Raw genomic sequence first — 24,758 nt, 5'->3', positions numbered from 1 at the left:
CGTGCGGTGCGCAGCGGTGTCATCGCGGGAGCGCCTGCTCCCGCGCGGCTGTCTCGATGAGGGCCACTGTCGCGCCCGGACGGGAGACGAACACCATGTGCGAGGCGCCCTCGACCACCTGGGTCTTCGCGCCGGAGCGCTGGGCCATGAAGTCCTGCGTCGCAGGTGGGATGATCCTGTCGGCGCCGCTGATCAGGTTGTAGCTCGGGATCGTCTGCCAGGCCTGCGGACCGGCGGCGGACTCGCCCAGGGCGGCGCCGGTGGCCGGACGTTGCGTGATCGAGTAGAGGGCAGCTTCCTCGGCGGACACGTCGGCCGCGAAATGGGGATGGAAGACCGTGGGGTCGATGTAGAGGTCCACCTGTCCGTCGGGCAGCGGCACAGGCTTCAGGGACTCGCCCACGGTGCTGCCCGGGAACCTCTCGACCAGTGCTTGCGCGCTCTCGCCCGTGTCCGGCACGAACGCCGCCAGGTAGACCAGTGCCTTCACGTTCGCGTTTCCCTCGGCGGCAGCGGAGATGACCGCACCGCCGTACGAGTGCCCGACCAGCACGATCGGTCCCTCGATGCTGTCCAGCAGTGCCTTGACGTTGGCCGCGTCGAAGGCGAGCCCCCGCAACGGGTTCGGCGCGGCGACCACTGGATAGCCGTCGGCTACGAGCCGCTTGGCGACGGCGTTGAAGCCGCTGCTGTCAGCAAAGGCCCCGTGCACGAGCACGATCGTCGGATTCCCGCTCACCAGGGATCAACCTCTCTTTCGGACGACGGCCGACACGGGCCCGAGCGGTTGGCGGCTTCGCCCACACCGTCCGGCTGACGACCACTTCTTCGAACTGCGACTGCGGGGACTGTCCGCCGACCCGACATCGTGTGCCGGCCGGCGTTCGGACCGTCCTCTCGACGAACCAGGGGCGCGACCACGGCGACCGCGGTGGGCTTGCAGATCAGTTCAGCGAGGAACGACACGGCTCAACCCCTTCGCGCTCGACGCAAAGCTATGGCGTCGCACTGGACGGGAATTGAATGAGACCAGGACTCGGTCCCCGGCGGCCTTCACGGATCATTCAGTCGACGTCAAGCCGGTTCGGCCAGTCTGAGCCCCCGCAGGACGGATGACCGGGGGTGGCAGATGGTGTCGGACGAGGACGCGCGGGCGCAGCTTTCGCCGCTGCCGGACGAGTACGGCGCACTGCATATCCCGGGGTTCGATTTCGCCGTCCCCGCCACGAAGGAACGGTTCCGTGCGCGTCCGAAGGAACGCTTCCCGGCCGAGGCCGACGCCATCGACGGCTTCTTCCGCACCACGCGCTGGGCCATGGCCGGGCTGACCGCGGGCAATGTCTTCGCATGGTTCCCCGCCGGGCTGCGAGAAGCGGGTGCGCCCGTCATCGAGCGGCTCTTCGCGTCGACGTACCGATCGTTGCGGGACCAGGTCTCCCGCAGCTTCCGCGATCCGCGTCTGCGGGCTGTTCTGGCCGCGCGATGGGGGCTCTACGGCACTTTGCCGGCACCGGATCGGCACGGTCGGCGGCGCCCCGGCGTTCGCTTGCAGTCCCGGGCATTCGGTCCTTGACGCCGCCAACGCCGTCGGCGTCGCCCTGCCCCAGTCGTGCGGCGAAGGCGCTTGCGGTACCTGCCGGGCGCGGGTGCTCTCCGGCACCTACGAGGCCGACGACCGGGGGATGTTCTCCGCCGACGAGCTGGCGGCGGGCCGGGGCAGTCCAGCAGCGCTCGGTGTATCGCCACTTGAAAGAAGCTGCCGCGATTACCGCTGTCGGCCCTGGTCGTTTCTGATTGTTTGCTTTGCCTTTCCAGTCAGCAATTACCCGTAACCGCTTTCCCTGCTGCGGGACTTGAGTCACCATGGACAGCCGATGGCGGCGAGGGCGGACCGGCACTGGGAATGGGAAAAGGAATGGCTTCCTCCGGCGCGTCTCTGCGTCTGCAGGTTCTCGGTCCGTTACGGGTCTGGCGCGACGGTGTGGAACTGGACGCCGGGCCTCCGCAGCAGGCGTATCTGCTCGCCGTTCTCCTCGCCCGTGCGGGCGAGCCGGTCAGCATGAGCGAGTTGCTCGACCTCATCTGGGCCGAGGGCGTCCCGGCCTCGGCGGTCAACATTCTCCAGAAGTACGTCGGCGCGCTGCGGCGGCTGCTGGAGCCGGCGCTGCCCGCGCGTGAAGCCGGCTCGTATCTGCAGCGTCGCGGTAGCGCTTACCTGTTCGTGGCCGACTCCGGGACACTGGACGTCGTCAGGTTCCGTGAACTCGTCGACGCCGCCGGGCGCGGCGTCGTGGAGCAGCGGCTCGATGCGGCGCTCGACGGGTACCTGGAGGCCGTGGGGCTCTGGCACGGCTCGGCCGGAGACGGGGTCGCCCACGGTTCGACCGGGATGGCGATCTTCGCCGGGCTGGACGACGAGTTCCGCCACGCCTGCATGGCGGCGGCCGAGTTGGCGATAACGCTCGGCCGGCCGGAACGTGTGCTCCCGTCCTTGCACATGGCCGCCCGGATGGCGCCGTTGCACGAGACGGTGCAGGCGAGTCTCATCGCTGCCCTGGCCGCCGCCGGCCGGCCCGCCGAAGCGCTGTCGGCGTTCCGGACCGTCCGCGCCCGGCTGGCCGAGGAACTGGGCATCGATCCCGGCCCGGCGCTGATGGCCGCCCACCTGCGCGTGCTGGAACGGGCGCCGGCTGAGCACATGCCCCACGAGCGGGCGGCGGCACCCACCCCCGCGGCGTCGACCGCCGACTGCCTGGTCGGCCGGGGCGAGGAACTGGCGATGGTGCGGCATGCGGTGGAATCGGCGTTCGCCGGCTCGACGGGGCTCGTGGTCGTCGAGGGAGAACCCGGAGTGGGCAAGACGCGCCTGCTGGAGGAAGCCGGTGCCGAGGCCGACCGGCGTGGCGCGCTCGTCGTCTGGGGCCATTGCCTGCCGGGGGACGGCACGCCGTCGATGTGGCCGTGGGTGCAGGTCGTCAGCGCACTCCTGGACGACATGCCGGCCGCAGCACGGGAGGACTGGCACGCGGGCGAACTCGGTCGTCTCGTGACACCGCACGGCAGCGGCCACACGACGTCGGTGCTGCCGGACAGCGGCGTCCAGTTCCGCTTCTTCGAGCAGGCTGTCGCGCTCGTGCGTCAGACAGCGGCGCGGCGACCTGTGGTGCTCGTGGTCGACGACCTTCAGTGGGCCGACGCCGCCTCGCTGGATCTGCTCAGTCACCTGATGACTCGGCTGCCGGACGGCACCGTCGTGATCGGGGCGCTCCGTGACCGTGCGCCCGCGCCGAGCTCTGACCTGGGGCGGATGCTCGCCGCGGCGAGTCGGCTGCCCCGTCACCGCAGGATCCCGCTCGGCCCGCTCGTCCCGGCCGAGGTGGCCGAACTCATCCGCCGTGAGACGGGCCGGGACCCGGGCCCGGGTGTCACCCGCCTCATCCACACCCGCACCGCGGGTAACCCCTTCTTCGTCCGCGAGCTGTCCCGGCTTCTCGCCGACGGCGATGTCCTCACGAAGGCCGGCGCGGCCCGGACCGCGGTGCCGGCCACCGTCCGGGACGTCGTCCGCGACCGGATGACCGCACTGGGGGAGGAGGACGCCAGGAACCTGTTGCAGATCGCCGCGCTGATCGGCCGTACCGTCGACCTCGCTCTCCTGGCCCGCACCGCCGGTCTGGACTACGAGACGTGTCTGAACGGCATTGAGTCGTGCGCGGGGCTCGGCCTGCTCGAACCTTTGCCCGGGGACCCGTACTCGTTCGGCTTTCCGCACGACCTGGTACGCGAATCGGTGGCCGAGGACATATCGCCGCCGCGCGCGGCCCGGCTGCACCTGCTGGTCGCCGACTCCCTGGAGCAGAGGGCCGCGGACGCCGAGCTGGTGGCCGAGCGCCTCGCCCATCACCTGTGGTCCGCCGGCCCGCTCGCGGATCCGGCCCGAACCGCGGGCGCGCTCGTCCGTGCCGGCCGCTGCGCGGCGGCCAAGCTGGCCCTTGAGGCAGCCGCGCGCCAGCTGCACTCGGCGGCGCAGGTGGCACGGACGGCGGGCCTGGCGGAGCTGGAGCTGACTGCCCTGTCACTGTTCACCGCGGTGGACGGCATGCGGGCGGGATACGTGGGTTCGGCGGTCGACCTGCTGGAGCGGGCCGAACACCTTTCCCGTGGACTCGACCGGGAACGGGAGGCCGCCGCCTTCCTCTACTCCCGCTGGGCCGCCTACGCCCAAGGCCTGCAACTGGACCGCGCCGGCCGGCTGGCCCGCCGGCTGCTGGAGCAGGGCGAGGCGTCCGACGACCCGGCCGTGCGCACCTATGGCTGGTACGCCTGGGGCATCCACCAGTGGGGGGTCGGCAACATCGGCGAGGCGTTCCGGTACCTGAGCCGGACCAACTGGACCGTGCTGGACGACCTGGCCCATCAGGAGGAGGACCCGCTACGGCGTGATCTGCGGCTGATCGGGGTCGGGATGCTCGCGATGATGACCGCGCTGCACGGGGACACCGACGCGGCGCTGGCCCTGCTCGACACGATGGAGGCCGCCGCGGGAGACGATCCCTACGTGATCACGGTATGGGCGACCTACTCCGCAAGGGTCGCCGCGTTGATCGGCGACCCGGTGCGGGCGCTGCGCTCCGCCGAGCGCGGGATCGCCGTGGACCCCGCGTTCTCGTTCGGCTTCCTGGGCGGCTACCAACGGCTGGCCCGCTGCTGGGCGCGCGCCGTGACCGGCGAGGACCCGGCCGGCGCCGCCGCGGAGGCGCAGGACCTGATCGTCCGGTCGCTCTCCGACCCGCCACGCTCGGGCCTGGCCACCTGGTACGGCCTCCTCGGCGAGATGTGGCTGGCGGCCGGAAAGCTCGACGAGGCCGTCGCCGCGCTCGACCGGGCGGACTCGGCCATCGACAAGTATGGCCAGCGCTACGCCGAAAGCCTGCTGCTTCTGCTCCGGGCGAGGGTGCTCCAGGCACGTGGTGAGCCGGTCGCCACCCTTCGGGCCGTTGCCGAGCGGGCGCACGCACTGTCCGTCGAGCGCGAGGCCCACCTGTTCACCCACCGCGCCGAGGAACTGATGGCCGGCCTGACGGACAGCACATCCCGCTGACATCCGCGTTCATGACGTCGGCCGTCGGCGAGTGAGCCGACCGGCGCACACGGCACGACCCGGTCCACCCACTTGACGAGGACTGGACTGCGCGTGGACGTGCCGTTCCACACGCCCCCAGGCACCGTCCAGGGCACGTCAACAACCCCGCCCTACGCTCACCCACCATCACTTCACGGAGCAGTTCATCCAAAGGGGCGTGTACTGATGACGACCACTCGCCGTACCTTGCTGGCCGGGTCCGCCGCGATCGCGGCCGGCAGTGTGCTCAGTACGACGGCCGCGCAGGCACACACCTCGGCGCACGGCCCCGAGCCGACAATCGTGCTCGTGCACGGCGCGTTCGCCGACGCCTCCGGCTGGAACGACGTCGCCCACCGGCTCATCCGCGACGGCTTCCCGGTCCTCGTACCGGCCAACCCCCTGCGCAGCGTGTCCTCCGACTCCGCATACCTGGCCGGGATCCTGGCCACCATCGACGGACCGGTGGTGCTGGCGGCGCACTCCTACGGAGGCATCGTCAGCACGAACGCCGCGACCGGCAACGCGAACGTGACGGCGCTGGTCTATGTGGCGGCGTTCATGCCGGATCACGGTGAGACGCTGCTGGACCTGCAGACCCGGTACCCGGGAAGCCGGCTCAACGAGGCCGCGCTCGATTTCCGTCCCTACGGCGGCGGCCTGGTCGACGGCTACATCAAGAGGGAAGTCTTCCGGGACGTCTTCGCCGCCGACGTGCCGCGGGCGACCACCGAGCTGATGTGGGCCGGCCAGCGACCGGCCGACACCCGCACCCTGGGAGAGCCCTCCGCGGCCCCGGCTTGGCGGACCATTCCGTCCTGGTACCTCGTGGCCCGCAACGACCGGGTACTGCCCGCCGTGGCGCAGCGGTTCATGGCGCAGCGGGCCGACGCGCACGTCCGGGAAGTCAGCGCCTCGCATGTCGCGATGATCTCGCACCCCGCCGTGACGGCCGACCTCATCAAGCGCGCCGCAGGCTGATCCGGCCGAGGAGGCAGCCACCGTACGGCGGTGGGCCCCACACGCCCGACAGTCGATTCCCTGGACCGGAAAGGACGAGCCGATGCACCACCATGCGTACGACGGGCAGTGCGCCGCCGAGGAGAACCGGCACACCTCCGCGGCCTCGACCATCCGCAATCCCAAGCTCACCTTGTTCGCGCTGGCGCTGGGCACCTTCGCGATCGGCACCGGCGAGTTCGGCAGCAACGGCATCATCCAGCTGATCGCGTCCGACCTGGACGTGTCTGTTCCGGTCGCGACATACGCGATCACCGCATACGCCTTCGGGGTGATGGTCGGCTCTCCGGCGATCACCCTGTTGGCGGCCAGGGTCAACCGGCGCACTCTGCTGCTCGGTCTGATCGTGCTGTTCCTGATCGGCAACGCGCTCTCCGCCCTGGCGACGAACATCGCGCTGCTCGTCGCCTTCCGGTTCGTCGCAGGCAGCGTGCAGGGGGCGTTCTTCGGCGCCGGGGCCGTCGTCGCCGCGTACGCGTACGGCCCGGGCAGGGGCGGCAAGGCGTTCGCCACCGTGATGGGAGGCCTCACCGTCGCCACCATCGCCGGGTCGCCACTCGGCACCTTCATCGGCCAGAACGCCGGCTGGCGTGCCATGTACTGGACCGTGGTCGCGGTCGGACTGCTCGCCGGAGCAGCCCTGATGGCCTGGCTGCCGCGCACCGACGACCTGCGCGGCAGCTCCATCACGAGCGAACTGGGCGCCCTCCGACGGCCGGCCGTCTGGCTCATGGTCACCGTCGCGGCGCTCGGCATCTCCAGCATCTTCGCCGTCTACACGTTCATCGGCCCCTTCGTCACCGACGCGGCACAGCGGGACTCCTCGCTCATCCCGATCGCGCTCGCCGTCTTCGGCCTCGGCATGGCGGTCGGCAACCAGGTCGGCGGACGTGTCGCCGACCGGTACGAGAGCCGCGGTCTGATCTGGGGCTACGGGGGTGTTCTGGCGCTCCTGGCATTGATCGGCGTGGCCGGCAGCGACCTGGTGGTTCTGCTGCCCTGCCTGTTCGGCGTCGGTGCCACCATGATGTTCGCGATCCCCACCATCCAGGTCCGGCTGACCGATGTCGCACCGGACGCCCCGGCCTTGATGGGAACGCTCAACCTGGCCGCCCTCAACCTGGCCAACTCTCTCGGCGCGATCGGCGGCGCGGTCGTTCTCGACGCCGGCTGGGGGACCCTGTCCACCGTCTGGGCCGGCTTCGTTCTCACCACCGCCGGCCTGCTGCTGTACGTCGTGACCGTCGCCCGGCTGAAGCCGACGCCCGTTCCTGTTCGTGTCTGAACAAGCGCGGGACGACGAGCAGTTCCGCCGCCTCGCCGAGTACGGCGAGGCGGCGGATGCCGAGTCCGACCGGGCCCGGTCAGCACGTTCACCCCACCGCCCGGGTGGCGTCCGCCGGGACCGTCGTCCGGTCAAGGCGGAAGAACTGCTCCAGCTCATCGGGCATCGGCTCAGTCGTGAACCCGCCGTAGCGGGAGATCTGATCCGCCAGGCCGGGCACCCCCGCTCACCCCGCTCACTCCTCACGGCCGTCCGCGGCGACCTGGGCGAGAGTGCGGCCGGTGCGGGCCGAGCGGGCCCGGCGGGGATCCGGGGTGCCGTGCCCACGGGCCCGTCCGCCGGACGCCTTCACCAGGAGCCAGGCTTCCCCCTCGCCGTCGTCCTTCCTGCCGCGGAAGCGGGTGAGCGCGTACTCGCCGTGCAGCTTCGAGCCGTTGAGCCGGAACGTGGCGTGACCGCGCGCCAGCGACTCCTCGAAGTCCACGGGCCTCCCCTTCCGGTCGTGGCTGAGGGGCTCGTACGTGCCGCGGTCCCACACGATCACGGCCCCGCCGCCGTACTCGCCCTCCTGGATGACGCCCTCGAACTCCTCGTACTCCAGCGGGTGGTCCTCCGTCGGCATGGCCAGCCGCCTGTCCTTGGGATCCGCTGACGGCCCCTTCGGCACCGCCCACGACTTCAGTACGTCGTCCACCTGCAACCGGAAGTCGAAGTGCAGGGTGCTCGCGTCATGGATCTGGACGACGAACCGGGGCTCCCCGCCTGAGGGCGCCCGGCGGCCCTCGGGCTCACGGGTCCGGTCGAAATGGCGCTTGCCGCGGTAGTCCCGCAGCCGTTCGTGCTCTCCCACCTGCGACTCCTTCCCGGACACCCCGCACCGCGCGGCCCGCGGCGGCGCACGGGCCCGAGTACCCCTCCTCGACGGAGCTGATTCAGAACTCCTCGTGCACCTCGGGGTCCCCGCCCAGGCGCCGGTGAGCGCGGTCGGCGAGTGCCGCCAGCTGCGCGTCATCGAGTGCGAAGCCGAAGACGTCGAGGTTCTCGCGCTGCCGCTCCGGGCTCGCCGACTTCGGGATGGGCAGGGCGCCCAGCTGGGTGTGCCAGCGCAGCACGACCTGGCCCGGCCGCACCCCGTGCGCCGCGGCGATGCCGGTGACGACGGGATCGTCCAGCAGCTGGGAGCCACGGCCCAGCGGACTCCAGCTCTCGGTGACGATGCCCTTCCCGGCGTGGAAGGCCCGCAGGTCCTCCTGCGGGAAGAGCGGATGCAGCTCGATCTGGTTCACGGACGGCAGGACCCCGGTCTCCTTCTCCAGCCGTTCGATGTGCCCGGCCGTGAAGTTGGAGACCCCGATCGACCGCACGAGGCCCTCCTCGCGCAGCTTGATCATGGCCTTCCACGAATCGACGTACTTGTCGACCCGGGGGAGCGGCCAGTGGATGAGATACAGGTCGACGTAGTCCAGGCCGAGCCGGCTGCGTGACTCCTCGAAGGAGGCGAGGGTCTCCTCGTAGCCGTGGTGCCGTCCCGGCAGCTTCGTGGTCACCACGACCTCCGCACGGGGCACGCCACTGGTCGCGACGCCCCGGCCGACTCCGGTCTCGTTGCGGTAGTTCGTCGCCGTGTCGACGAGCCGGTAGCCCATCTCCAGCGCGGTGCCGACCGCCTGCTCGGCCTGCGCGTCGTTCATCGGCCAGGTGCCCAGACCGATGGCGGGGATTTTCGTACCGTCGTTGAGCGTGTGCGCCGGGATGCTGAGCACGGTCGGACCTTCCCGTTGACTGTGTCGTTCACCAGCCAGTATGCGATTCCGCGCCGGGTCGGGCACGGAGATGGCGACGGCCGGCACCTCCGCCGACGCCCTCGTCAGCGCACTCGGCTCCGAGCCACGGCGTCCCGACGCTTTCCGCGAACTGTTCCGGCGCGGCCCGGATGGCCGGCGAACTCGTCGTCCCCGAAGCGATGGACAATCTGACGGCCCTGCTCGGCGACCCCGACGCGCGGTCCGCGTGGCCGCCCTGCACGCGCTGTCCTGCGAGCGGTGCGAGCCCGGCGCGGTCGTGTGCCGTCCCCCGGCCGACATCGTGCAGCCGCGTGCCGTACGGATTCCTGCATCACGTCGCGGCCCCCCGGGTCAGGGCCTGAGCGGTCGAGCTCGGCGCCCTGCGGGTGCACAGCAGCCCGGACGCCCGCGCCGCCTTGGTCCGCGCACGGGACGACGATCCGTCGCCGGCGGTGCGCAGGCAGGCGGGCTGGTACCCGCCCGGCGGCCCGATCCACCGCCGGACGGCGCCGAAACCCGCACGCACGGCGCGCGGATGACCGTACGAGGTCCTGTCGCCACGCACAGCAAATGCTGTCACGATCTTTGACGGACTCGAACGACCGACCATCGGAGCGCGCATGACGACGGACAGGACCACGGACGGGACCGCGGCGGGCATCGAGGTGAACCCCGTCGCGGGACACATCGGAGCCGAGATCACAGGCGTCGACCTGGCCGGAGACCTGGACGACGCCCAGGTGGCCGCGGTCCGGGCGGCCGTACTGCGCTGGAAGGTGGTGTTCTTCCGCGGGCAGGAACTGGACCACGCCGGACATGTGGCGTTCGCACGGCGGTTCGGTGAACTCGTCGTGCTCGGGCGGCGAGGGAAGGCCTCGCCGCCCGATGTCCCGGAGATCGAGACGACCGCCGACCGCTTGGAGCTGGGCGGACGGTTCGGGATGGAGCACGAGGAGTGGCTGCAGCGCCGCCGGCACACCCTGCTGCGGGGCTGGCACTGCGACCACGGTGCCCGTGTCGACCCGCCCGCCGCGACGATCCTGCGGGCCGAGGCCGTCCCGCCGTACGGGGGCGACACCACGTGGTCCAACCTGGCGGCCGCGTATGCCGGACTGTCCGCGCCGGTCCGGGAGTTCGTGGACGGGCTGAGGGCCGAGCACCGGCTGGGTGTCGGGTATCAGCCGCGGCCGGGCGACGACGCGTACGTCCGGCATCTGCTGGATCATCAGGTCGCCTCGGTGCACCCGCTGGTGCGTGTCCACCCGGAGACGGGCGAGCGGGTGCTGTTCGTCAACGGCTACTACCTGGAGCAGATCGCGGACATCTCCCGGGCCGAGAGCCGGGCGATCCTGGACATGCTGCTGGAGCAGGCGGTCCGGCCCGAGTACACGGTCCGCTTCCGCTGGGAGCCGGGCAGCGTCGCCTTCTGGGACAACCGGGCCACCATCCACCTGGCGCCCAGCGACAACGCCCACCTCGGTTTCCCGCGGATCATGCACCGGGTGATGCTGGCCGGTGACGTGCCGGTCGGGGTCGACGGCAAGCCGTCCGAGCCCATCGCCGGGACCCGGCCCGGGCGTTGGTGAGGCCGGGCGGCGGCCGACGTAGTCCTCGTGAGTCCTCGTGCTCGAAGGCGAACGGCAGCGCGAACGCGACCCCGTCGACTTCACGGAACGCGGCGTGCGCGCGCGGCCGTTCGGCGGTCTCCGCGCCGGTACCGACGAGGCCGGGCGCGAACACGCTCGATCCGGCGGGCGCGCGCTGCGAGGCGGCGGCCAGGACGGCGGCGGGGGACGAGATGCCGCCCGCGTCGAAGAACCGGAACGCGCCCGGCGGTGTTCCCGTCCGAGGGCCTCAGAGCAGGGGAATCGTGACCTCGTCCTCGATCGGCGGGTCGGTCTCCTGGGCACGGTTGCCGGTCGCGGCGTAGCAGCGCAGCCGTACCGACTCCGGGGTGACGTCCAGGCGCAGGAAGCACTTGAAGAACGGCGGGCTGTACGTCGCCGAACTCGGCGAGAACAGCTGCGTGTAGATCTTCCGCACCGGGAGACGGAACCGCTTGGCCCGGTCCGGTCGGCTCCCGGTGCCCAGCAGCCCGGCGACCAGACGGGTGCGCCGGGTGGTGCGGATCTCCGGCGCGGCTGCGCGCCCCGGCCGGAACTCCAGCCGCTCGGCGACGACGGCCGTCGCCTCGGCCTCGGTGAGGGTGAAGAAGCGGCGCAGGCGCAGCCGGCGCCCGTACAGCTTGCTGTAGAAGGCCAGGGAGTCGCCGCGCAGCGGGTAGCAGCGGAACTCGTTCTCGGTGACGCCTGCGATGTCGACGCGCGGGATGGTGTGCGTCGCGTGCATGAAGGCACCGCCGCCGCCCGCGACGATGTACTGGATGGTGCGGCCGTCCACCGGCACCGGGTAGCGCTGGTAGTTGTGGATGTCGCCGCCGATCGCCGCGACGTAGTGATGGGCGGGATCGCGGACTATGTCGTCGACCGTGCCGCCGCCGTCGATCGCGCAGGGCTCGTGCTCGCCGTCCACGTAGAGGGGCGAGCCCGTGACGAGGATCTTGGGGCGGGGGCCCCGGGACACTTCCCGCAGCCAGGCACCCTGTTCGGCGTCGAGGGTGCCGAGCAGGCCCGTGTCGATGCCTATGATCCGCACCGGTCCGGTGTCGATCGCCCAGTACGGGCCGGGCTGGACGGCCTGCTGGGCGGGGGAGGAGCGCAACGTCCTGGCCTCGGCGAGGCGTTGGCCGTCCTTCGGGCGGGGCCGGTGCCACAGCAGCGACCGCAGCCAGGCCCGGCTGAGCGGGCGGGGCCGCGGCTCGGGCGTGAGGGGCGGGGCGTCGTCGCAGAAGACGCGCATGAACGCGGCGAGGTCCTCGTACCAGTCGTGGTTGCCGGGTATCGCGTATATCGGTGCCTGGTAGTCCTGGTACGGGCGGAAGAACTTCGTGCCGTAGTCGTCGGCGCTGCCCACCGGATAGATCACGTCGCTGGCGACGACGGCGAACCGCGTGTCCTGACCGGCCTTCAACAGGCCCGGTACGACGGCGTATTGGGGATCGTCGCCCTCACCCGTGTCGCCGATCACCAGGAACGAGAACCGGTCCGGATCGTCGCGCCGGATCACCTTGTCGGCGGGCACCCCGGCCGCCGCCCGCTGCGCCACCCATCGGCTGCGGGTCCCGCCCGTCGGGTCACCGAACCAGGAGGCCAGCACACCGTTGCGAGCGGCCCACAGCATTCTCGGGTCGAGCCACGAGATCTTCTCGACCTTGGACGGCATCAGCCGCCGGTACAGGCCGGGTTCGGCGCTGCCCCAGCCGGCGCCTTCGGCGGTATCGCGTGAAGAGTCAGACACCGGTGAACCGTAACAATGATCGGGGCGGTGTATCGAAAGCGCTGTCGTGTGCCGGGGCTGTGTGCGCGACGGGGAGCCGGCCGCCGGCGTTCCGGCCCGAACCCGCCCCCGTCCAGGCGCCGTTCACCACTGGCGGCGGCTGGGCGGGGTCACCTGGGGTTCCGGGCGGTGCCGTACGGGGCCTTCCCGCGCCTCGGCGAAGGGGTCCGGGCGTGCCGCTGCGGGCTTCGGTGGGGCGGCGGCCTCCTTGCGGGTCGGGTGGTTCCACTCGCCGTCGCCCAGCACCAGCAGCGGGTCGAACATCACGACCACTCCGGCCAGCACGAGGAAGATGAACGGCCCCACGAGCATGGGAAGGAGCAGCGAGGTGGGCGAGTCGCCGGCCCAGGAGGCCTCGGGGTTGCCGTGCAGATGGACACCTACCGCGGCCATGCCCGTGTAGTGCATCCCGGACACGGCCACGCCCATCACGAGGCTCGCGCCGAGGCTGGCGAGGAAGCCCCGGATGGTGACCGCCGCCCACAGTGCCGCCGTCGCGGCGAAGATCGCGATCAGTACGGAGAGGACGACGGTGAAAGCGTCGTAGTGGAGGCTGCCGTTGAGCCGCATCGCGGCCATGCCCAAGTAGTGCATCGCGGCGACCCCGAGACCGGTGATGGCGCCCGCGACCGACAGCGTGACCTTGCCGGCGCCGCGGTAGCCCACGATGAAGACGCCGATGCCGACGACGACAACGGCGACGGCGAGGCTGAGAACGGTCAGACCCACGTCGTAGCCGATCCGGATCTCCTCGACCTGAAAGCCGATCATGGCGATGAAATGCATCGTCCAGATGCCGCAGCCGATCGACGCGGCGCCCAGCGCCAGCCAACCCGGCTTCCACGACTCTCCGTTGAGCAGGGACCGGACGATGCAGCGCAGCCCCAGCGCCCCTCCCAGGCAGGCCATGACATAGGCCGCCACCGGGGTCACCGCACCGTAGCGGAACCCGTCAACCGTGCCTTCCATTCCCTAACTCCCCCCAGAGTCACGGTGATTGTGGAGGCAAGGTCTACGGGTAACGGGCACGTAAAAGCAACCCTTACCGGCGGTTCGCTCGTCGATTCTGGAATACCGGTAGTTGACCCCCGTAACCAATGACCGAAAACCGGCCACGGGCCCCGCTTTTCGTGGTTCCGGTGAGGCGGCCGGGTGCTGAGCCCGACGCCGGGCTGGGCTCAGTTCAACGGATCCAGCGTGAGATACGCCTGCTGCGGATTGCCGTCGTGGACGAGTGACTCGTGGTGGCCGACATCGTCGAAGGCGAAGGCGTACGCCTTCCCGTCGGCCGTCTGCGCGTGGATGATCCGGGCGTAGTGGTTGGTCACCCCGTCCTGGTAGAAGTTCGCCGACGAGGTGTCCGGCTGGTTCGCGTTGACGAGCAGCGTGGAACGGTTGAAGCCCGCGCACAGAGTGCGTGAAATCGGCCCGCGCACCTGGTCGTTGGGAGCGTCGAGCAGCTTGTGGCAGCCGAAGACGCTGTCCGCGTCCGGCTTCTGGAAGCTGGTGACGACGGCCCCGGAGCCGTCGGTGAAGTTCATGACTCCGCCCGAGACCCGTCCGAAGTACCTGGTGTCCGGCTGGTCGGCGAACGGCGTCACCGTCAGCGTGGAGCCGGTGTACCGCTGCCAGACGCGATCGATGTAGTCGTCCATCACGGTCGCCGGCAGGGCACCGGTGCCCACCCCGTGACCGGGAGACAGGGCCCGCAGCGCGGTGCCGTCGGAACGCGTCTGGACCAGACCGGCCCAGCCGCCCGCCTGTCCGCGCAGTCCGTCGAACACCGCGTCGTAACCGCCCGCCTTGAGGTGCCCGGTCGTGCTCGTGCTGCCGTCGGCGCGCTGGACGCCCACCGCGTACGGGGCGGAGAACATGTCGACCTGGGTGCTGTTGAGCCACAGCCCGGAGTCGTTGAGTGTGTACTCGGACCAGTTGAAGAGGATGTCGCGGTTCGGGTCGCTCGGATTCTGCACGGCCGGCTGCACCAAGCCGCCGGTCGTCAGCCGGAACACGAGCTTCTGTCCGTACGAGAAGTAGATCCGCCCCGAGAACTTGGGGATCCGGATCGTCATCGACTGACCCGCGGCAGGTCCGGCGATCGAGGCGTCCGGCGCGGGCGTCGGCGGGTTGCCGCCGGCGGGCCACGGATGGAACGTGCCGTTCGCGTCCGCCCAGCCCTGCTGGCCCGTCGTCAGCGAGGTGCCGAGGTTGTAGACGTAGACCGGCTCGCCGCGGCCGGAGTCGTTGGTGATGTTCAGGGGGATCGTGTCGGGCACCGCCCGTGCGGGCGACGGTGCGCCGAACACGAGCAGCGCGCCGAGCAGCGCGGCCGTCGCGGCCAGGGCCGGGAACCGGTGGGCTGGACGTCGTAGCACTCTCCACCTCCGTGTGTGGGGGCCACTTGAGGGGAATCGGGGAGTCTCGGTGTGGGGTGTTTGGTCTGTACCTGTTCTGAGAGCGCTCTCAGCGTTGCGCTGCGACGCGGGCATGTCAACACTTGGCGCGGAAAACGGCGGCACGCGCGCGTGCCGCCGTCCTCGGGAAAGGCGTCCAGGGCGCCCTCGGGAAAGACGTCCTCAGACAGAGGCCCTCAGAAGGTGCGCTTGAGCAGGTCGAGCAGCGCCGCCCAGTGCCGCTCGTCCCCCTCGCGCTGATACGAGGAGGTGTCGGCCTGGGTGAACCCGTGCCGTGCGCCCGGGTAGACCTCGCACCGGTGGCGGACGCCGGCCGCGGTCAGCGCGTCCTCCAGGCGCCTGATCTGCTCGGCAGGCAGCGCCGGGTCCTCGTCGGCGTGGCCGAAGTACAGCTCGGCGGTGATGTGCTCGGCCATCAGGTGCGGACTGTCCGGGCTGTCGCTCGCCAGCCGTCCGCCGTGGAAACCGGCTGCGGCCGCGACCCGCTCCGGATGCGCTCCGGCGGTGCGCAGAGCCAGACCCGCGCCCATGCAGTACCCGGTGATCGCGACCGGTCCGTCGGCCGCCGCGGGGCAGTCGGCGAGCCAGCGCAGCCAGACGCCGGCGTCAGCCATCGCCGCGTCGGGCGTCAGGGACTGCATGATCGGCAGGAGGCGCTCGAAGATTTCCGGACGCGTCGCGAGGTCGATGAACTCCGGCAACTCGACGACCGGCGCACGCCCATGCCGGTAGAACACGTTCGGTACGAGCACCGTGTATCCGGCCTCGGCCAGCCGGTCGGCCACGGCGTTCAGCCCCGGCCGCAGACCGAAGGCGTCCATGTACAGCAGGACCGCCGGATGCGGGCCCCCGTCGACCGGGTGGCTGAGATACGCGTCCGCGGTGCCGTCCTCGGTGGGGATGTCGACGATGGTTCCCTGTACGGCGGTCATGGTGAGGCTGCCTCTCTGCATGGGGGAGTCGGCGGGGCCGGTCCGCGCGAGGGGCCGGCCTCGGCCATCGTCGCACGCTGGGTTAAGGCGACCCGTGGCAGGTCCTCACCCGCTTCTTACTCGAACCGCGAGGGGTCCCCCGCCCCCCGCCGTACGATCTCGGCCGCACCGCCCGAGAAGTCGATGACCGTCGTCGGCTCGGTCCCGCAGTCGCCGGAGTCCACGACCGCGTCCAGCATGTGGTCCAGCCGGTCCTTGATCTCCCAGCCCTGCGTCATCGGTTCGTCCTCGTCGGGCAGCAGCAGCGTGCTGGACAGCAGCGGCTCACCCAGCTCGGCGAGCAGGGCCTGCGTGACCACGTGATCGGGGATGCGCACGCCGACCGTCTTCTTCTTCGGGTGCTGGAGCATCCGCGGCACCTCCTTCGTCGCGGGCAGGATGAAGGTGTAGCTGCCGGGCGTCGACGCCTTGATCGCGCGGAACACGTCGTTGTCGACGCGCACGAACTGCCCGAGCTGCGCGAAGTCCTGGCACACGAGGGTGAAGTGGTGCCGGTCGTCCAGCCGGCGGATCGTACGGATCCGCTCGATGCCGTCGCGGCTGCCCAGCCGGCAGCCGAGGGCATAGCAGGAATCCGTCGGGTAAGCGATCAGCGCACCCGAGCGGACGCTGTCGGCGACCTGAGTGATGGTGCGCGGCTGGGGGTTGTCGGGGTGCACGTCGAAGTACTTCGCCATCCGCCGAGCTTATGCCGTCACGCCGAGGTGTCCGCGCAGGCTCGGAACTCGGCGGTGTGCCGCCCTCACCGGGACGCGCGGCCACGCGGGGGTCTGCGACCGAATTGCCGCGGACTCACCGGGGTTTGCGGGCGCGGAACGCGAACTGGCCGCAGAAAGTGAGCTTGCGAAGGTTCACCAGTGCCGTCCGGCGGCGGCTCCGGCGTGCCCAGGTGTCGATCTCCGTGTTGAGCGGGGACTCCTCCTCCCAGTACCGCCCGTACTCCGACGGCCGGCCGTGGTAGGTCCGCATGATCAGCGCCACCCCGTCGAGCGAGGGCCGCACCTCCTCCAGCGCCAGCCCGGCCTCCTCTACCAGGACCCGGAATCCGTACGGTGTGTAGTTCCACAGGCTGTAGGAGTGGTACGGCTCCAGCTGCGAGGTACTGCCGATGAACAGTCCGCCCGGCCGCAGCACCCGGCCGATCTCGGCGAGCAGCTCGCGCGGGCGCGCGACGTGCTCGAAGACCTGATGCGAGTAGACCAACGGCACGCCGTCCGTGCGGAAGGGCAGGCGGACGCCGTCGTAATACACCACCGGGTCGTCTCCGGGCGGCCGCTGGGCCGCTTCGGGAGAGTCGCGGATGTCGACCCCCACCCACCGCACCTTCGGATCGTGACGGCGGAACAGCCGGGCCGAGGCGCCGCGCCCGCACCCGAGATCGATCACCCGGTCCGGGGCGTCGGCAGAGCGCATGGCCTCGTCGAGGTAGTGGCGCGAGGTCACCTGGCGGGCATGGTCGCCGGGAATGCAGTCGCGCATCAGCTCCCACAGGGTGGCCATCCGAGTCAGCCGCTCACCAGCAGGTCGGACCAGGACCGCGCCACCCGCTCCAGCGAGAACGCCTGCCGTACCTGGGTGCGGGCCAGCTCCCCGGCGGACCGCCAGGGCTCCGGCTCCCCGAGCCGGGCGATCGCCTCCGCCATCGCCTCCGGGCTGTCGTGGATCCAGCGCCGGTCGTAGATCTCGTCCGCCCCCGGCCACGGCAGCAGCGCGGGTACGGCGCCGGAGGCCATGCCCTCGGCGGGGGAGAGGTGGAAGCTCTCGTCGTCGCTGGTCGACAGCACATGCCCGACGCGCCGGAGCCAGTTCGCCACGTCCGGCCCGAACGTGTCGAAGACGACGGCCCCTTCGAGCAGCGGCGCGGTCTGGATCCGGCGCAGTACGGCGTCGTAGTGCTCGCGTTCCTCGGGCTTGTTCCAGATCCACCAGTACTCCCACGGCGGCTTGGACTTGACCGACAGATGCCAGCGCAGGTCTCGGGCCCGCAGCTTCTCCAGGACGTCGATGCCGAGATCGAGGCGTTTGCGGCTGGGCGCGATGCCGATCATGCCGAGCCGGAAGTGCGCGCCGGGCGTCTTGGGCCGGTCGAGCTGGTCGGTGTCGACCCAGTTCGGGATGACGGTGATCTTGGACTCGGGCCAGCCGGTGACCTCCCGGGTGCGGCGGGCGTAGTACGGGCTGACGCATACCACCCGGTCGACCGCGTCGATGTCGACCTGCCGCGGCCAGTCGCCGTCCAGCTCGAACCGGTGCAGCCGGACGACGAGCCGGCTGCCGCGCCGTTTGTGGCGGCTGAACCAGACGGCGGCCGGACCGCACCATTCGACGACCATCACATCGGCCCAGTCGGCGAGCTCCCGGCTCGCGGCCGGGTCGTGGCGGGCCAGCGCGGGCCAGCTGTCCAGCCGTACCTCCAGGCCGGGCAGGGCGCGGAAGTGGTCGAGGAGCCGGGTGAGGAATTTCAGGTCGTGGCCCGCGACCCCGACCCGCAGCGGTCGCGACCGGCGGGCGACGGCGGCCGGCGTGGCCGGGAACGCCCGGTCGAGGTGGGCACGCCAGCGCTCCGCCGCGCCCCGCAGCGTGTACCGGCGGGCGGCCTGACGGCAGCGGTCGGCCGCCAGCAGCCGGGACCCGGGCTCACGCACGGCACGGGCGACGGCTTCGACCGCGTCCGGGAGTCCGGCACGTCCGGGCACGAAGAGCGGGTAGTCGCAGCCGAGCAGTGCCTCGTGGGCGGGCGTGCGGTTGAGCACGACGGGCAGCGCCAGCGTGCCGAACTCCAGGACCTTGGTGGACAGTTCGAGGCTGGCGTCGAGGACGGGGTCGCGCCAGCCCAGGCCCAGGTCGCAGTCGGCGGCGATACGCATGGCCTCCGCACGCGGCAGCCCGCCGTGGTGCGTGACGCCGGGGGTGCCGCCGTCCAGGGCCCGTGCCATGGCCGCCCTGAAGCCCGGATCGGCGCGGTCGTGGTGGATCTTGTCGCCGACGGTGTGCAGTTCGGCTCGGATGTCCCGCTCCGCGAGCAGCGCCGGCAGCCGGGTCATGGGAAGGGTGTTCCAGTGGGGCGCGAACTTGCCGGTGTAGACGAGGCGGAAGGGGTCGTGCGGGCGGTCGTGTTCCGGCACGGTGAAGCCGGGGTCGGGCACGGCCGGCGGGGTGAGCAGGCAGCGACCGCAGGCCTCCGGCACCCAGGTCTCCAGGAAGCAGCGCAACTCCTCGGTCTGGCAGAGGAGTTGTGCGGACGCTTCGGCGATACGGGTGAGATCTGCCCGGGCCTGCTCCGTCATCTCGGCGGGCGACTGCGGGATGTCGGTGAGGTAGGCCCAGATCCGCCCGTCGAAGTGCCCGTCGGCGACCACGCGCGTGACCAGCCGACGGCCGCGCAGCACCAGCAGATCGCAGGGCTCGTCCCGGTCGAGCAGGGCGAGCACCTGCGAAGCCTGCACCGGCGACAGGGGGCGGTCGTGCACGGCGGGCAGCAGACGGTCCTCGTGCGGGCGGACCACCGCGACCCCGGGCAGCCCGGCGATCGGGTCGATCAGCCGGCCCGTGCGCACCGGGGCCTTGAGCACCAGCCGGGTCGCGCAGCCCGCCGCCGACAGCGCCTCCACGGCCGACTGGGCCCACACCGCGGAGCCGTCGATGAGGTTGAGGTCCACATCGCCGTAGACGAGGGCACGTGGCGTACGGCTCATGACGACTCCTTCCCGTGCACGGCGAACAGGCGGTACCCCAGGCCCAGCCAGTCCTCGGGCGGTGTACCGGCGAGATGCAGCGACCGGCGGACGAGCAGCGGGGTCAGGGCCGGTACGAAGACGTAGTCGTCGTCGGCCCCGGTGTGCCCGACCGCGTCGGCGCCGGAGTGCTCCTGGGCGCACATCAGGTCCAGCAGCAGCGTGTCCGGACGGTCCACGGACAGCTCGGTCCAGTCCGCGACCCAGGGCGCCGTGGGCCGCCCTTCCCGGACGGTCACACCGGCGCCGGCCAGCTCGTCGAGGACGCCGCCCGCCGGACCGGGGACGACGACCTCGGCGGGGCGATGGATCTGCCCCAGCACCTGGCCGGCCAGCCGTGCCACCTCGCCCCGGTCGCCGGGCGCGGCCAGCACGGCGACGCGCCGCGCGGCCAGCGGGTCCGGGCCGCCGGCCAGCCGCGCCAGTTCCGCCAGCCGCCCCCGGGTGCTGTCCCGCAGGAAGGCCTCCCGGAGCCCGTCCCGCCCGCACACCTGAGGATCGAGGCGGGCGAGACGTACGCCGGTGTCCGCATCCAGTACGGCGTCCCAGGCGAGCTGCGTCAGGCCGGGGGCACCGGCCGCGGGAGCGTCCCGCCACAGGACGGCCGCCCGGCCCAACGCCCGTGCCTCGGTGAGGAGTTCGGCCAGCTGCCGGTCCAGGTCCGGCGCCAGGCCGGTGCCCGCCGACGACCAGGGGCCGTCGCCTGTGCAGGCGCTCAGCTGTACGACGACGGCGTCCGGATCGGTGCGCTGCACGAGCAGACGCCCGTCGTGCGGCAGCAGACGGTTCACCACGGCGTCCACCGCGAAGTCCTCGGCTGTGCGGTCCGTGAGGACGCCGGCGACGACCAGGCGGTCACGCGGCGCCGAGGCCAGGGCACGGTGGGCGAGGTGGAACCGGCCGTCGAACGCCTCCGGCGACGCCGTCCCCGGCGCACTCCGCCCGGCCGCGTGCGGCCGGGACCTCGCCCGCCCCCGCCACATCCCGTACAGCTCCCGGGGCAGCCGCGCCGTCCCCCGTCCGGGCGAACGGGCCGCCGCCACCAACGCCCGCCCGACCCGGAGCGAGGTCGAGCCCTCCAGCATGGCCACCCGCGCCCGCAGCACATCGACCCGCTCGCGGGCCGCGCGCAGCGCGGACGTCAGCCGCTCCCGCTCCCGCTCGGCGACGGCCAGCCGGTCGGCGAGCCCGTCCTGCCGGGCTCCGACACGGCGCTGTTCCGCCACCTCGATTTCCTTCTCCAGGTCCAGGACGCGGACCCGCAGGGACCGGGCGGCCAGGTCGGCGAGGACGTACTCGCTCGCCGTCCGCAGCGCCGTGGGCAGGCCCTCGGACGGTACCGGTCGCCCGAACCAGTCGTGCGGCGGCAGGAGTTCGTCCGTGCGGGCGAACACGGCGCCCGCACGAAGGTGGACATAGCCGAGCGGGACGGCGCGCAGCACCTGACAGTGCCGGGTGACCAGGGCGTCCAGGAGGCGGTGGTACGGGAGTTCGGGCCCCGGGTGCCCGAACACGATGAGGCCGCGCCCACCGGGCCGCATCCGCTCCAGTACGGCGAGGCAGTCGGCCTCGGTGCCGTGCAGAGCGGGGTCCGGGCCGTACGAGAGCAGCACCAACTCGCCCGCCTCCACGGGGCTTTCGTCAGCCTCGCGCAGCGCGACGCCGTCCGGGAGGTGCAGATAGGGCGCCAGGTTCAGTCCACCGCCGGTGGTCGCGTCGACCACCGTCGTGACGCCGTCCAGGTGTGGGTGGAGCAGATCGGTCAGGCGCATCATCTAGTCCTTGTGAAGACGTGGAAGCCGACCTCGTTCTCGCGGAAGTCGTACGGCTGGAACAGCGTGTGCCGCAGGCCGAGGGGTTCGAGCTCCGCGCGGTACGCGGCCGTCGGACGGTGCACGATGTAGTCACCGCGCGGTCTGCGCTCCCCGGTGTCCTCGTCGGTGACGATCAGCCGGCCGGTGAGGCGGACCAGGGAGGCGAGGTTGCGCAGTCCGGCGGACCACTCCGTGTCGTCGAGGACGTGGAAGAGCACGTCGACGCAGAGCACGGCATCGTACGGCCAGGGGCTGCGCCAGTCGGCGAGCGACGCGACCGCGTACCGCGGGCCACCGCCGTCGGCGCGGGCGTGGGTCACGGCCTCCTCGCTCACGTCGAAGGCGTCGACGCGGTGGCCGCACCGGGCCAGCGCGCGGGCGAAGTGCCCTTTGCCGCACCCCGCGTCGAGGAGGAACAGCGGTGCCTGCGGGCTGGACAGGTCGCCGATCAGGGTGAGGAGGGTGCCGAGCCGCTGTGCGTAGAAGATCTCGTTCCCGGCGTGGTCGAGGCCGATGTGACCGCCGGAGGCGAGATCGTCGTGCTCGCGGTGGCGGGAGTCCCAGTACCCGCGGATGCGTTCGGCCGTCCGGGTGGCTGCGGGGTCAGTCATGGTGATCCAGCCACTGGGTGACGATCCGGGCTATCCGGGCGCCCGCCTTGCCGTCCCACAGCGGTGGGCCCTCTCCGCGTGCCGTCTGCCCGCCGTCCAGCGCCTTGCACAGCGCGGGAATCAACTCGGCGTGCCCGACGAGGCGGTTGGTGCCGTCGGTGACGGTGACCGGGCGTTCGGTGGTGGTGCGCAGGGTCAGGCACGGCACGCCCAGGATGGTGGTCTCCTCCTGAACACCGCCGGAGTCGGTGATCACCGCGGCGGCTCCCCGGACCAGGCTCATGAACTCGACGTATCCCAGCGGTTCGAGCACATGCACGCCCGGAGCGCCGCAGAGGCCGGCTGCCTCCAGCGCCCGCCGGCCGCGCGGATGCAGCGGCACGGCGAGGTCGAGGTGGCGGGCCGCCTCGGTCAGGACGAGGGCGGCGGCCCGGGCCGCTTCGGGATCGTCGACGTTCGAGGGGCGGTGCAGCGTGACCACGCCATAGCGCTCGGGGAGGTCGTGAGCGGCACGCGCGGTGGCCGGGTCGAACAGGTCCAGATGGGTGAGCAGGGTGTCGATCATCGGGTTGCCGACGAGGTGGACACGGTCCACGTCCACCCCCTCGCGGGTGAGATGGCCGATGGCCTCCGGGCTGGTCGCGAACAGCAGCTCGGCCAGCTGGTCCACCAGGCGCCGGTTGACCTCCTCCGGCATCGTCATGTCGAAGCTGCGCAGGCCCGCCTCCACATGCGCGACCGGTATGCCCAGTTTGGCGGCGGCGAGGGCGCCGGCCAGTGTGGAGTTCACGTCGCCGTAGACCAGGACGAGAGCGGGTGCGCGGGCCGTCAGTTCGGCCTCCAGCGCCGTCAGCAGCTCGGCGGTCTGCCGGGCGTGGCTGCCTGAGCCGACGCCGAGGTCGGTGTCCGGTGCGGGCAGGCCGAGCTGCCGGAAGAAGACGTCCGACAGGCGTTCGTCGTAGTGCTGCCCGGTGTGGACGAGCACCTGCTCGCATCCGGCCGAGCGCAGGGCGGCGACCACCGGCGCCGCCTTGACGAAGTTGGGCCGGGTGCCGACGACATGGAGTACGCGGCCGGTCATGGTGTCGGTTCTCCGCTCTGTCGACCTAATGTGCCGGTATGTCACGTCATGTCCCTCGTGCTCTCAGTCTGGCTGCCTCCGTGGCGTGGGGCGAGTTGCGCCAGGATCCCGTCCGGGCGGCACTGCTCGGTCTGCGGCTGCTGCCGACCCCCGTCGGGGGCCGCTTGAGGGCCGTCGAACGGCGGCTCGCCGCCCGCGCCCGCACGGCCGGGCCCACCGCCACTCCGTCCGGTACGGCGCGGGTGCCCGCCCCCACCGGGCGGGCCGTTACTCCGGTGCCGGGCCGGGTACTCCATCTGGTCACCAACGGGCTGCCGTTCAAGCACGCCGGCTACACCGTGCGCACCCAGAAACTCGCCGAGGCCCAGCGGGCGGACGGACTCGATCCGCACGTGGTCACGCGCGTCGGTTTCCCGGTGGCGCAGGGCGTGCTGGATGCCCGCCCGCTGCAGATCGTGGGCGGCGTACCGCAGCACCGACTGCTGCCGTCGCGGCTGCCGTACGGGCAGGAGGCCGTGCTGGCCCGCAACGCCGAGCTGGCCGGGCGGCTGGTGGAGCGGCTGCGGCCCGCCGTCCTGCACGCGGCCACCGACCACGGCAACGGACGGGTCGCACTCGCTCTGCGCGAGACCTACGGGCTGCCCGTGGTCTACGAGGTGCGGGGCTTTCTGGAGGAGACCTGGCTGACGCAGGCCCCGGGGCGCAGCCCGGACGCCCCGACCTACCGCACGCGGCGGGCGCTTGAGACGTACTGCATGCGCGAGGCCGATCTGGTCCTGACGCTGGGTGCGGCGATGCGCGCCGAGATCGTGGCCCGTGGAGTGCCCGGGGAACGGGTCCTGATCGCGCCGAACGCGGTGGCCGACGACTTCCTGGCTCCGCTGCCGGACGGGGCGCCGCTGCGCGCCCGCCTCGGTATCCCGCCGGACGACTTCGTCGTCGGCACCGTCAGCAGTCTTACTCCATACGAGGGAATCGGCACATTACTCCATGCGGGTGCCGAGCTGCGCCGCCGCGGCGTCCCCGTACGGCTGCTGATCGTGGGCGACGGCCCGGAGCGGGCGGCGCTGCGGGCGCTGGCCGTCCGGCTCGGTCTGTCAGACGGAGGCGCCCTGTTCACCGGACGGGTGCCGCACGACCAAGTGCGGTCGTATCACGCGGTGTTGGACGTGTTCGCGGTGCCGCGCACCGACGAGCGCGTCTGCCGTCTGGTGACACCACTCAAGCCGGTCGAGGCGATGGCGAGCGGTCTGCCGGTCGTGGCCAGTGATCTCGCCGCGATGAGGGAGCTGGTCGAACCCGGTGCAAGCGGTGAGCTGATTCCCTCTGAATCCCCGCAAACCTGGGCAGAAGTTATCGAAGAGCTGTTTTATTCTCAGAATCGGCGAATTGAAATGGGAATGAACGCCCGCTCCATCGTCGCGCGGGCGCGTACCTGGAGCCGAGTCGCCGCCATGACCCGCGATGCCTATCGCGCGCTTGGATGCCGACTCCCGCCCTGAAAG

At 71.6% G+C, this 24,758-nt stretch carries 21 protein-coding genes and 1 pseudogene; 7 read left to right on the top strand and 15 right to left on the bottom strand.

Features of this window, described 5'->3' with window-relative positions; genetic code table 11:
• Positions 1-19: 19 nt before the first annotated feature.
• Positions 20-739: an alpha/beta fold hydrolase gene (locus GFH49_RS17370; protein WP_408055918.1), complete on the bottom strand. Its 720-nt coding sequence runs from the start codon at positions 737-739 to the stop codon at positions 20-22.
• Positions 740-1,129: 390 nt separating this feature from the next.
• Between GFH49_RS17370 and GFH49_RS40175 the strand changes: the two genes are divergently transcribed.
• The 5 genes from GFH49_RS40175 to GFH49_RS17350 all read left to right on the top strand — a co-directional run bounded on the left by GFH49_RS40175 (position 1,130) and on the right by GFH49_RS17350 (position 7,427).
• A complete protein-coding gene (locus GFH49_RS40175; protein ID WP_230396346.1) occupies positions 1,130-1,573 on the top strand; it encodes a phytoene desaturase family protein in 444 nt (147 codons plus the stop codon).
• Positions 1,467-1,832: a 2Fe-2S iron-sulfur cluster-binding protein gene (locus GFH49_RS41545; protein WP_408055920.1), complete on the top strand. Its 366-nt coding sequence runs from the start codon at positions 1,467-1,469 to the stop codon at positions 1,830-1,832. The genes GFH49_RS40175 and GFH49_RS41545 overlap by 107 nt, the downstream gene beginning before the upstream one ends.
• Positions 1,833-1,915: 83 nt before the next feature.
• Complete coding sequence (locus GFH49_RS17360; RefSeq protein ID WP_155056800.1) at positions 1,916-5,101, top strand: ATP-binding protein; 3,186 nt, start codon at positions 1,916-1,918, stop codon at positions 5,099-5,101.
• Positions 5,102-5,308: 207 nt separating this feature from the next.
• Positions 5,309-6,103, top strand: coding sequence for an alpha/beta fold hydrolase (locus GFH49_RS17355; protein WP_155056799.1), 795 nt, complete (start codon positions 5,309-5,311; stop codon positions 6,101-6,103).
• An 82-nt stretch (positions 6,104-6,185) separates the two neighbouring features.
• Positions 6,186-7,427, top strand: a complete 1,242-nt coding sequence (locus GFH49_RS17350) for an MFS transporter (RefSeq protein WP_155056798.1) — start codon at positions 6,186-6,188, stop codon at positions 7,425-7,427.
• Positions 7,428-7,515: 88 nt separating this feature from the next.
• Here GFH49_RS17350 and GFH49_RS40995 read toward each other — a convergent pair whose 3' ends face one another.
• From GFH49_RS40995 to GFH49_RS17340, 3 genes are all read right to left on the bottom strand, one after another.
• Positions 7,516-7,647 (bottom strand): hypothetical protein, encoded by a 132-nt coding sequence (locus GFH49_RS40995; RefSeq protein WP_268867505.1) that lies wholly within the window; start codon positions 7,645-7,647, stop codon positions 7,516-7,518.
• A gap of 15 nt (positions 7,648-7,662) precedes the next feature.
• Positions 7,663-8,277 (bottom strand): DNA polymerase ligase N-terminal domain-containing protein, encoded by a 615-nt coding sequence (locus GFH49_RS17345; protein WP_196218030.1) that lies wholly within the window; start codon positions 8,275-8,277, stop codon positions 7,663-7,665.
• Between the two features lie 82 nt (positions 8,278-8,359).
• On the bottom strand, positions 8,360-9,190 hold the full coding sequence (locus GFH49_RS17340; RefSeq protein WP_155056796.1) for an aldo/keto reductase: 831 nt from the start codon (positions 9,188-9,190) through the stop codon (positions 8,360-8,362).
• A 641-nt stretch (positions 9,191-9,831) separates the two neighbouring features.
• Here GFH49_RS17340 and GFH49_RS17335 point away from each other — a divergent pair.
• Entirely contained in the window at positions 9,832-10,797 is a 966-nt protein-coding gene (locus GFH49_RS17335; RefSeq protein WP_155056795.1) for a TauD/TfdA dioxygenase family protein, read from the top strand.
• Between the two features lie 31 nt (positions 10,798-10,828).
• Here the strand turns inward: GFH49_RS17335 and GFH49_RS40170 are convergent.
• From GFH49_RS40170 to wecB, 11 genes and pseudogenes are all read right to left on the bottom strand, one after another.
• A pseudogene (locus tag GFH49_RS40170) lies at positions 10,829-10,951 on the bottom strand (LLM class flavin-dependent oxidoreductase); the annotation flags it as partial.
• A 114-nt stretch (positions 10,952-11,065) separates the two neighbouring features.
• A complete protein-coding gene (locus GFH49_RS17325; protein ID WP_155056794.1) occupies positions 11,066-12,568 on the bottom strand; it encodes a metallophosphoesterase family protein in 1,503 nt (500 codons plus the stop codon).
• Positions 12,569-12,691: 123 nt separating this feature from the next.
• Complete coding sequence (locus GFH49_RS17320) at positions 12,692-13,576, bottom strand: MHYT domain-containing protein (RefSeq protein ID WP_155056793.1); 885 nt, start codon at positions 13,574-13,576, stop codon at positions 12,692-12,694.
• A 209-nt stretch (positions 13,577-13,785) separates the two neighbouring features.
• Entirely contained in the window at positions 13,786-14,982 is a 1,197-nt protein-coding gene (locus tag GFH49_RS17315; RefSeq protein WP_230396345.1) for a glycoside hydrolase family 64 protein, read from the bottom strand.
• 215 nt (positions 14,983-15,197) lie between these two features.
• Positions 15,198-15,953: a dienelactone hydrolase family protein gene (locus GFH49_RS17310; protein WP_155056791.1), complete on the bottom strand. Its 756-nt coding sequence runs from the start codon at positions 15,951-15,953 to the stop codon at positions 15,198-15,200.
• Positions 15,954-16,069: 116 nt separating this feature from the next.
• Positions 16,070-16,690: an L-threonylcarbamoyladenylate synthase gene (locus tag GFH49_RS17305; protein ID WP_196218029.1), complete on the bottom strand. Its 621-nt coding sequence runs from the start codon at positions 16,688-16,690 to the stop codon at positions 16,070-16,072.
• Positions 16,691-16,805: 115 nt separating this feature from the next.
• Positions 16,806-17,513: a class I SAM-dependent methyltransferase gene (locus GFH49_RS17300; RefSeq protein ID WP_155056790.1), complete on the bottom strand. Its 708-nt coding sequence runs from the start codon at positions 17,511-17,513 to the stop codon at positions 16,806-16,808.
• Between the two features lie 5 nt (positions 17,514-17,518).
• Positions 17,519-19,708 (bottom strand): glycosyltransferase, encoded by a 2,190-nt coding sequence (locus GFH49_RS17295; protein WP_155056789.1) that lies wholly within the window; start codon positions 19,706-19,708, stop codon positions 17,519-17,521.
• Positions 19,705-21,522 (bottom strand): hypothetical protein, encoded by a 1,818-nt coding sequence (locus GFH49_RS17290; protein ID WP_155056788.1) that lies wholly within the window; start codon positions 21,520-21,522, stop codon positions 19,705-19,707. The genes GFH49_RS17295 and GFH49_RS17290 overlap by 4 nt, the downstream gene beginning before the upstream one ends.
• Positions 21,519-22,172, bottom strand: a complete 654-nt coding sequence (locus GFH49_RS17285; protein WP_155056787.1) for a class I SAM-dependent methyltransferase — start codon at positions 22,170-22,172, stop codon at positions 21,519-21,521. The genes GFH49_RS17290 and GFH49_RS17285 overlap by 4 nt, the downstream gene beginning before the upstream one ends.
• Positions 22,165-23,253 carry a non-hydrolyzing UDP-N-acetylglucosamine 2-epimerase gene (gene wecB / locus GFH49_RS17280; protein ID WP_155056786.1) on the bottom strand — a complete coding sequence of 363 codons (1,089 nt, stop codon included), beginning with the start codon at positions 23,251-23,253 and terminating at the stop codon, positions 22,165-22,167. Before wecB ends, GFH49_RS17285 begins: the two co-directional genes overlap by 8 nt.
• Positions 23,254-23,291: 38 nt before the next feature.
• Here wecB and GFH49_RS17275 point away from each other — a divergent pair, with 38 nt between their 5' ends.
• On the top strand, positions 23,292-24,755 hold the full coding sequence (locus tag GFH49_RS17275; RefSeq protein WP_155056785.1) for a glycosyltransferase family 4 protein: 1,464 nt from the start codon (positions 23,292-23,294) through the stop codon (positions 24,753-24,755).
• Positions 24,756-24,758 lie beyond the last annotated feature (3 nt).

Origin of the sequence: Streptomyces blattellae (genome assembly GCF_009709555.1) — a bacterium.
In the GTDB taxonomy this organism is placed as follows: domain Bacteria; phylum Actinomycetota; class Actinomycetes; order Streptomycetales; family Streptomycetaceae; genus Streptomyces; species Streptomyces blattellae.
The sequence above is the reverse complement of the archived record's forward strand: the minus strand, read 5'-3'. Positions and strand labels throughout refer to the sequence as shown.

Excerpts from the sequence above, each read along its gene's own strand:
- GFH49_RS40175 (WP_230396346.1), top strand. The coding sequence starts at position 1,130 with ATGGTGTCGGACGAGGACGCGCGGGCGCAGCTTTCGCCGCTGCCGGAC.
- GFH49_RS17360 (WP_155056800.1), top strand. The coding sequence starts at position 1,916 with ATGGCTTCCTCCGGCGCGTCTCTGCGTCTGCAGGTTCTCGGTCCGTTA.
- GFH49_RS17355 (WP_155056799.1), top strand. The coding sequence starts at position 5,309 with ATGACGACCACTCGCCGTACCTTGCTGGCCGGGTCCGCCGCGATCGCG.
- GFH49_RS17350 (WP_155056798.1), top strand. The coding sequence starts at position 6,186 with ATGCACCACCATGCGTACGACGGGCAGTGCGCCGCCGAGGAGAACCGG.
- GFH49_RS17335 (WP_155056795.1), top strand. The coding sequence starts at position 9,832 with ATGACGACGGACAGGACCACGGACGGGACCGCGGCGGGCATCGAGGTG.
- GFH49_RS17320 (WP_155056793.1), bottom strand. The coding sequence starts at position 13,576 with ATGGAAGGCACGGTTGACGGGTTCCGCTACGGTGCGGTGACCCCGGTG.
- GFH49_RS17310 (WP_155056791.1), bottom strand. The coding sequence starts at position 15,953 with ATGACCGCCGTACAGGGAACCATCGTCGACATCCCCACCGAGGACGGC.
- GFH49_RS17305 (WP_196218029.1), bottom strand. The coding sequence starts at position 16,690 with ATGGCGAAGTACTTCGACGTGCACCCCGACAACCCCCAGCCGCGCACC.
- GFH49_RS17300 (WP_155056790.1), bottom strand. The coding sequence starts at position 17,513 with ATGGCCACCCTGTGGGAGCTGATGCGCGACTGCATTCCCGGCGACCAT.
- GFH49_RS17295 (WP_155056789.1), bottom strand. The coding sequence starts at position 19,708 with ATGAGCCGTACGCCACGTGCCCTCGTCTACGGCGATGTGGACCTCAAC.
- GFH49_RS17290 (WP_155056788.1), bottom strand. The coding sequence starts at position 21,522 with ATGATGCGCCTGACCGATCTGCTCCACCCACACCTGGACGGCGTCACG.
- GFH49_RS17285 (WP_155056787.1), bottom strand. The coding sequence starts at position 22,172 with ATGACTGACCCCGCAGCCACCCGGACGGCCGAACGCATCCGCGGGTAC.
- wecB (WP_155056786.1), bottom strand. The coding sequence starts at position 23,253 with ATGACCGGCCGCGTACTCCATGTCGTCGGCACCCGGCCCAACTTCGTC.
- GFH49_RS17275 (WP_155056785.1), top strand. The coding sequence starts at position 23,292 with ATGTCACGTCATGTCCCTCGTGCTCTCAGTCTGGCTGCCTCCGTGGCG.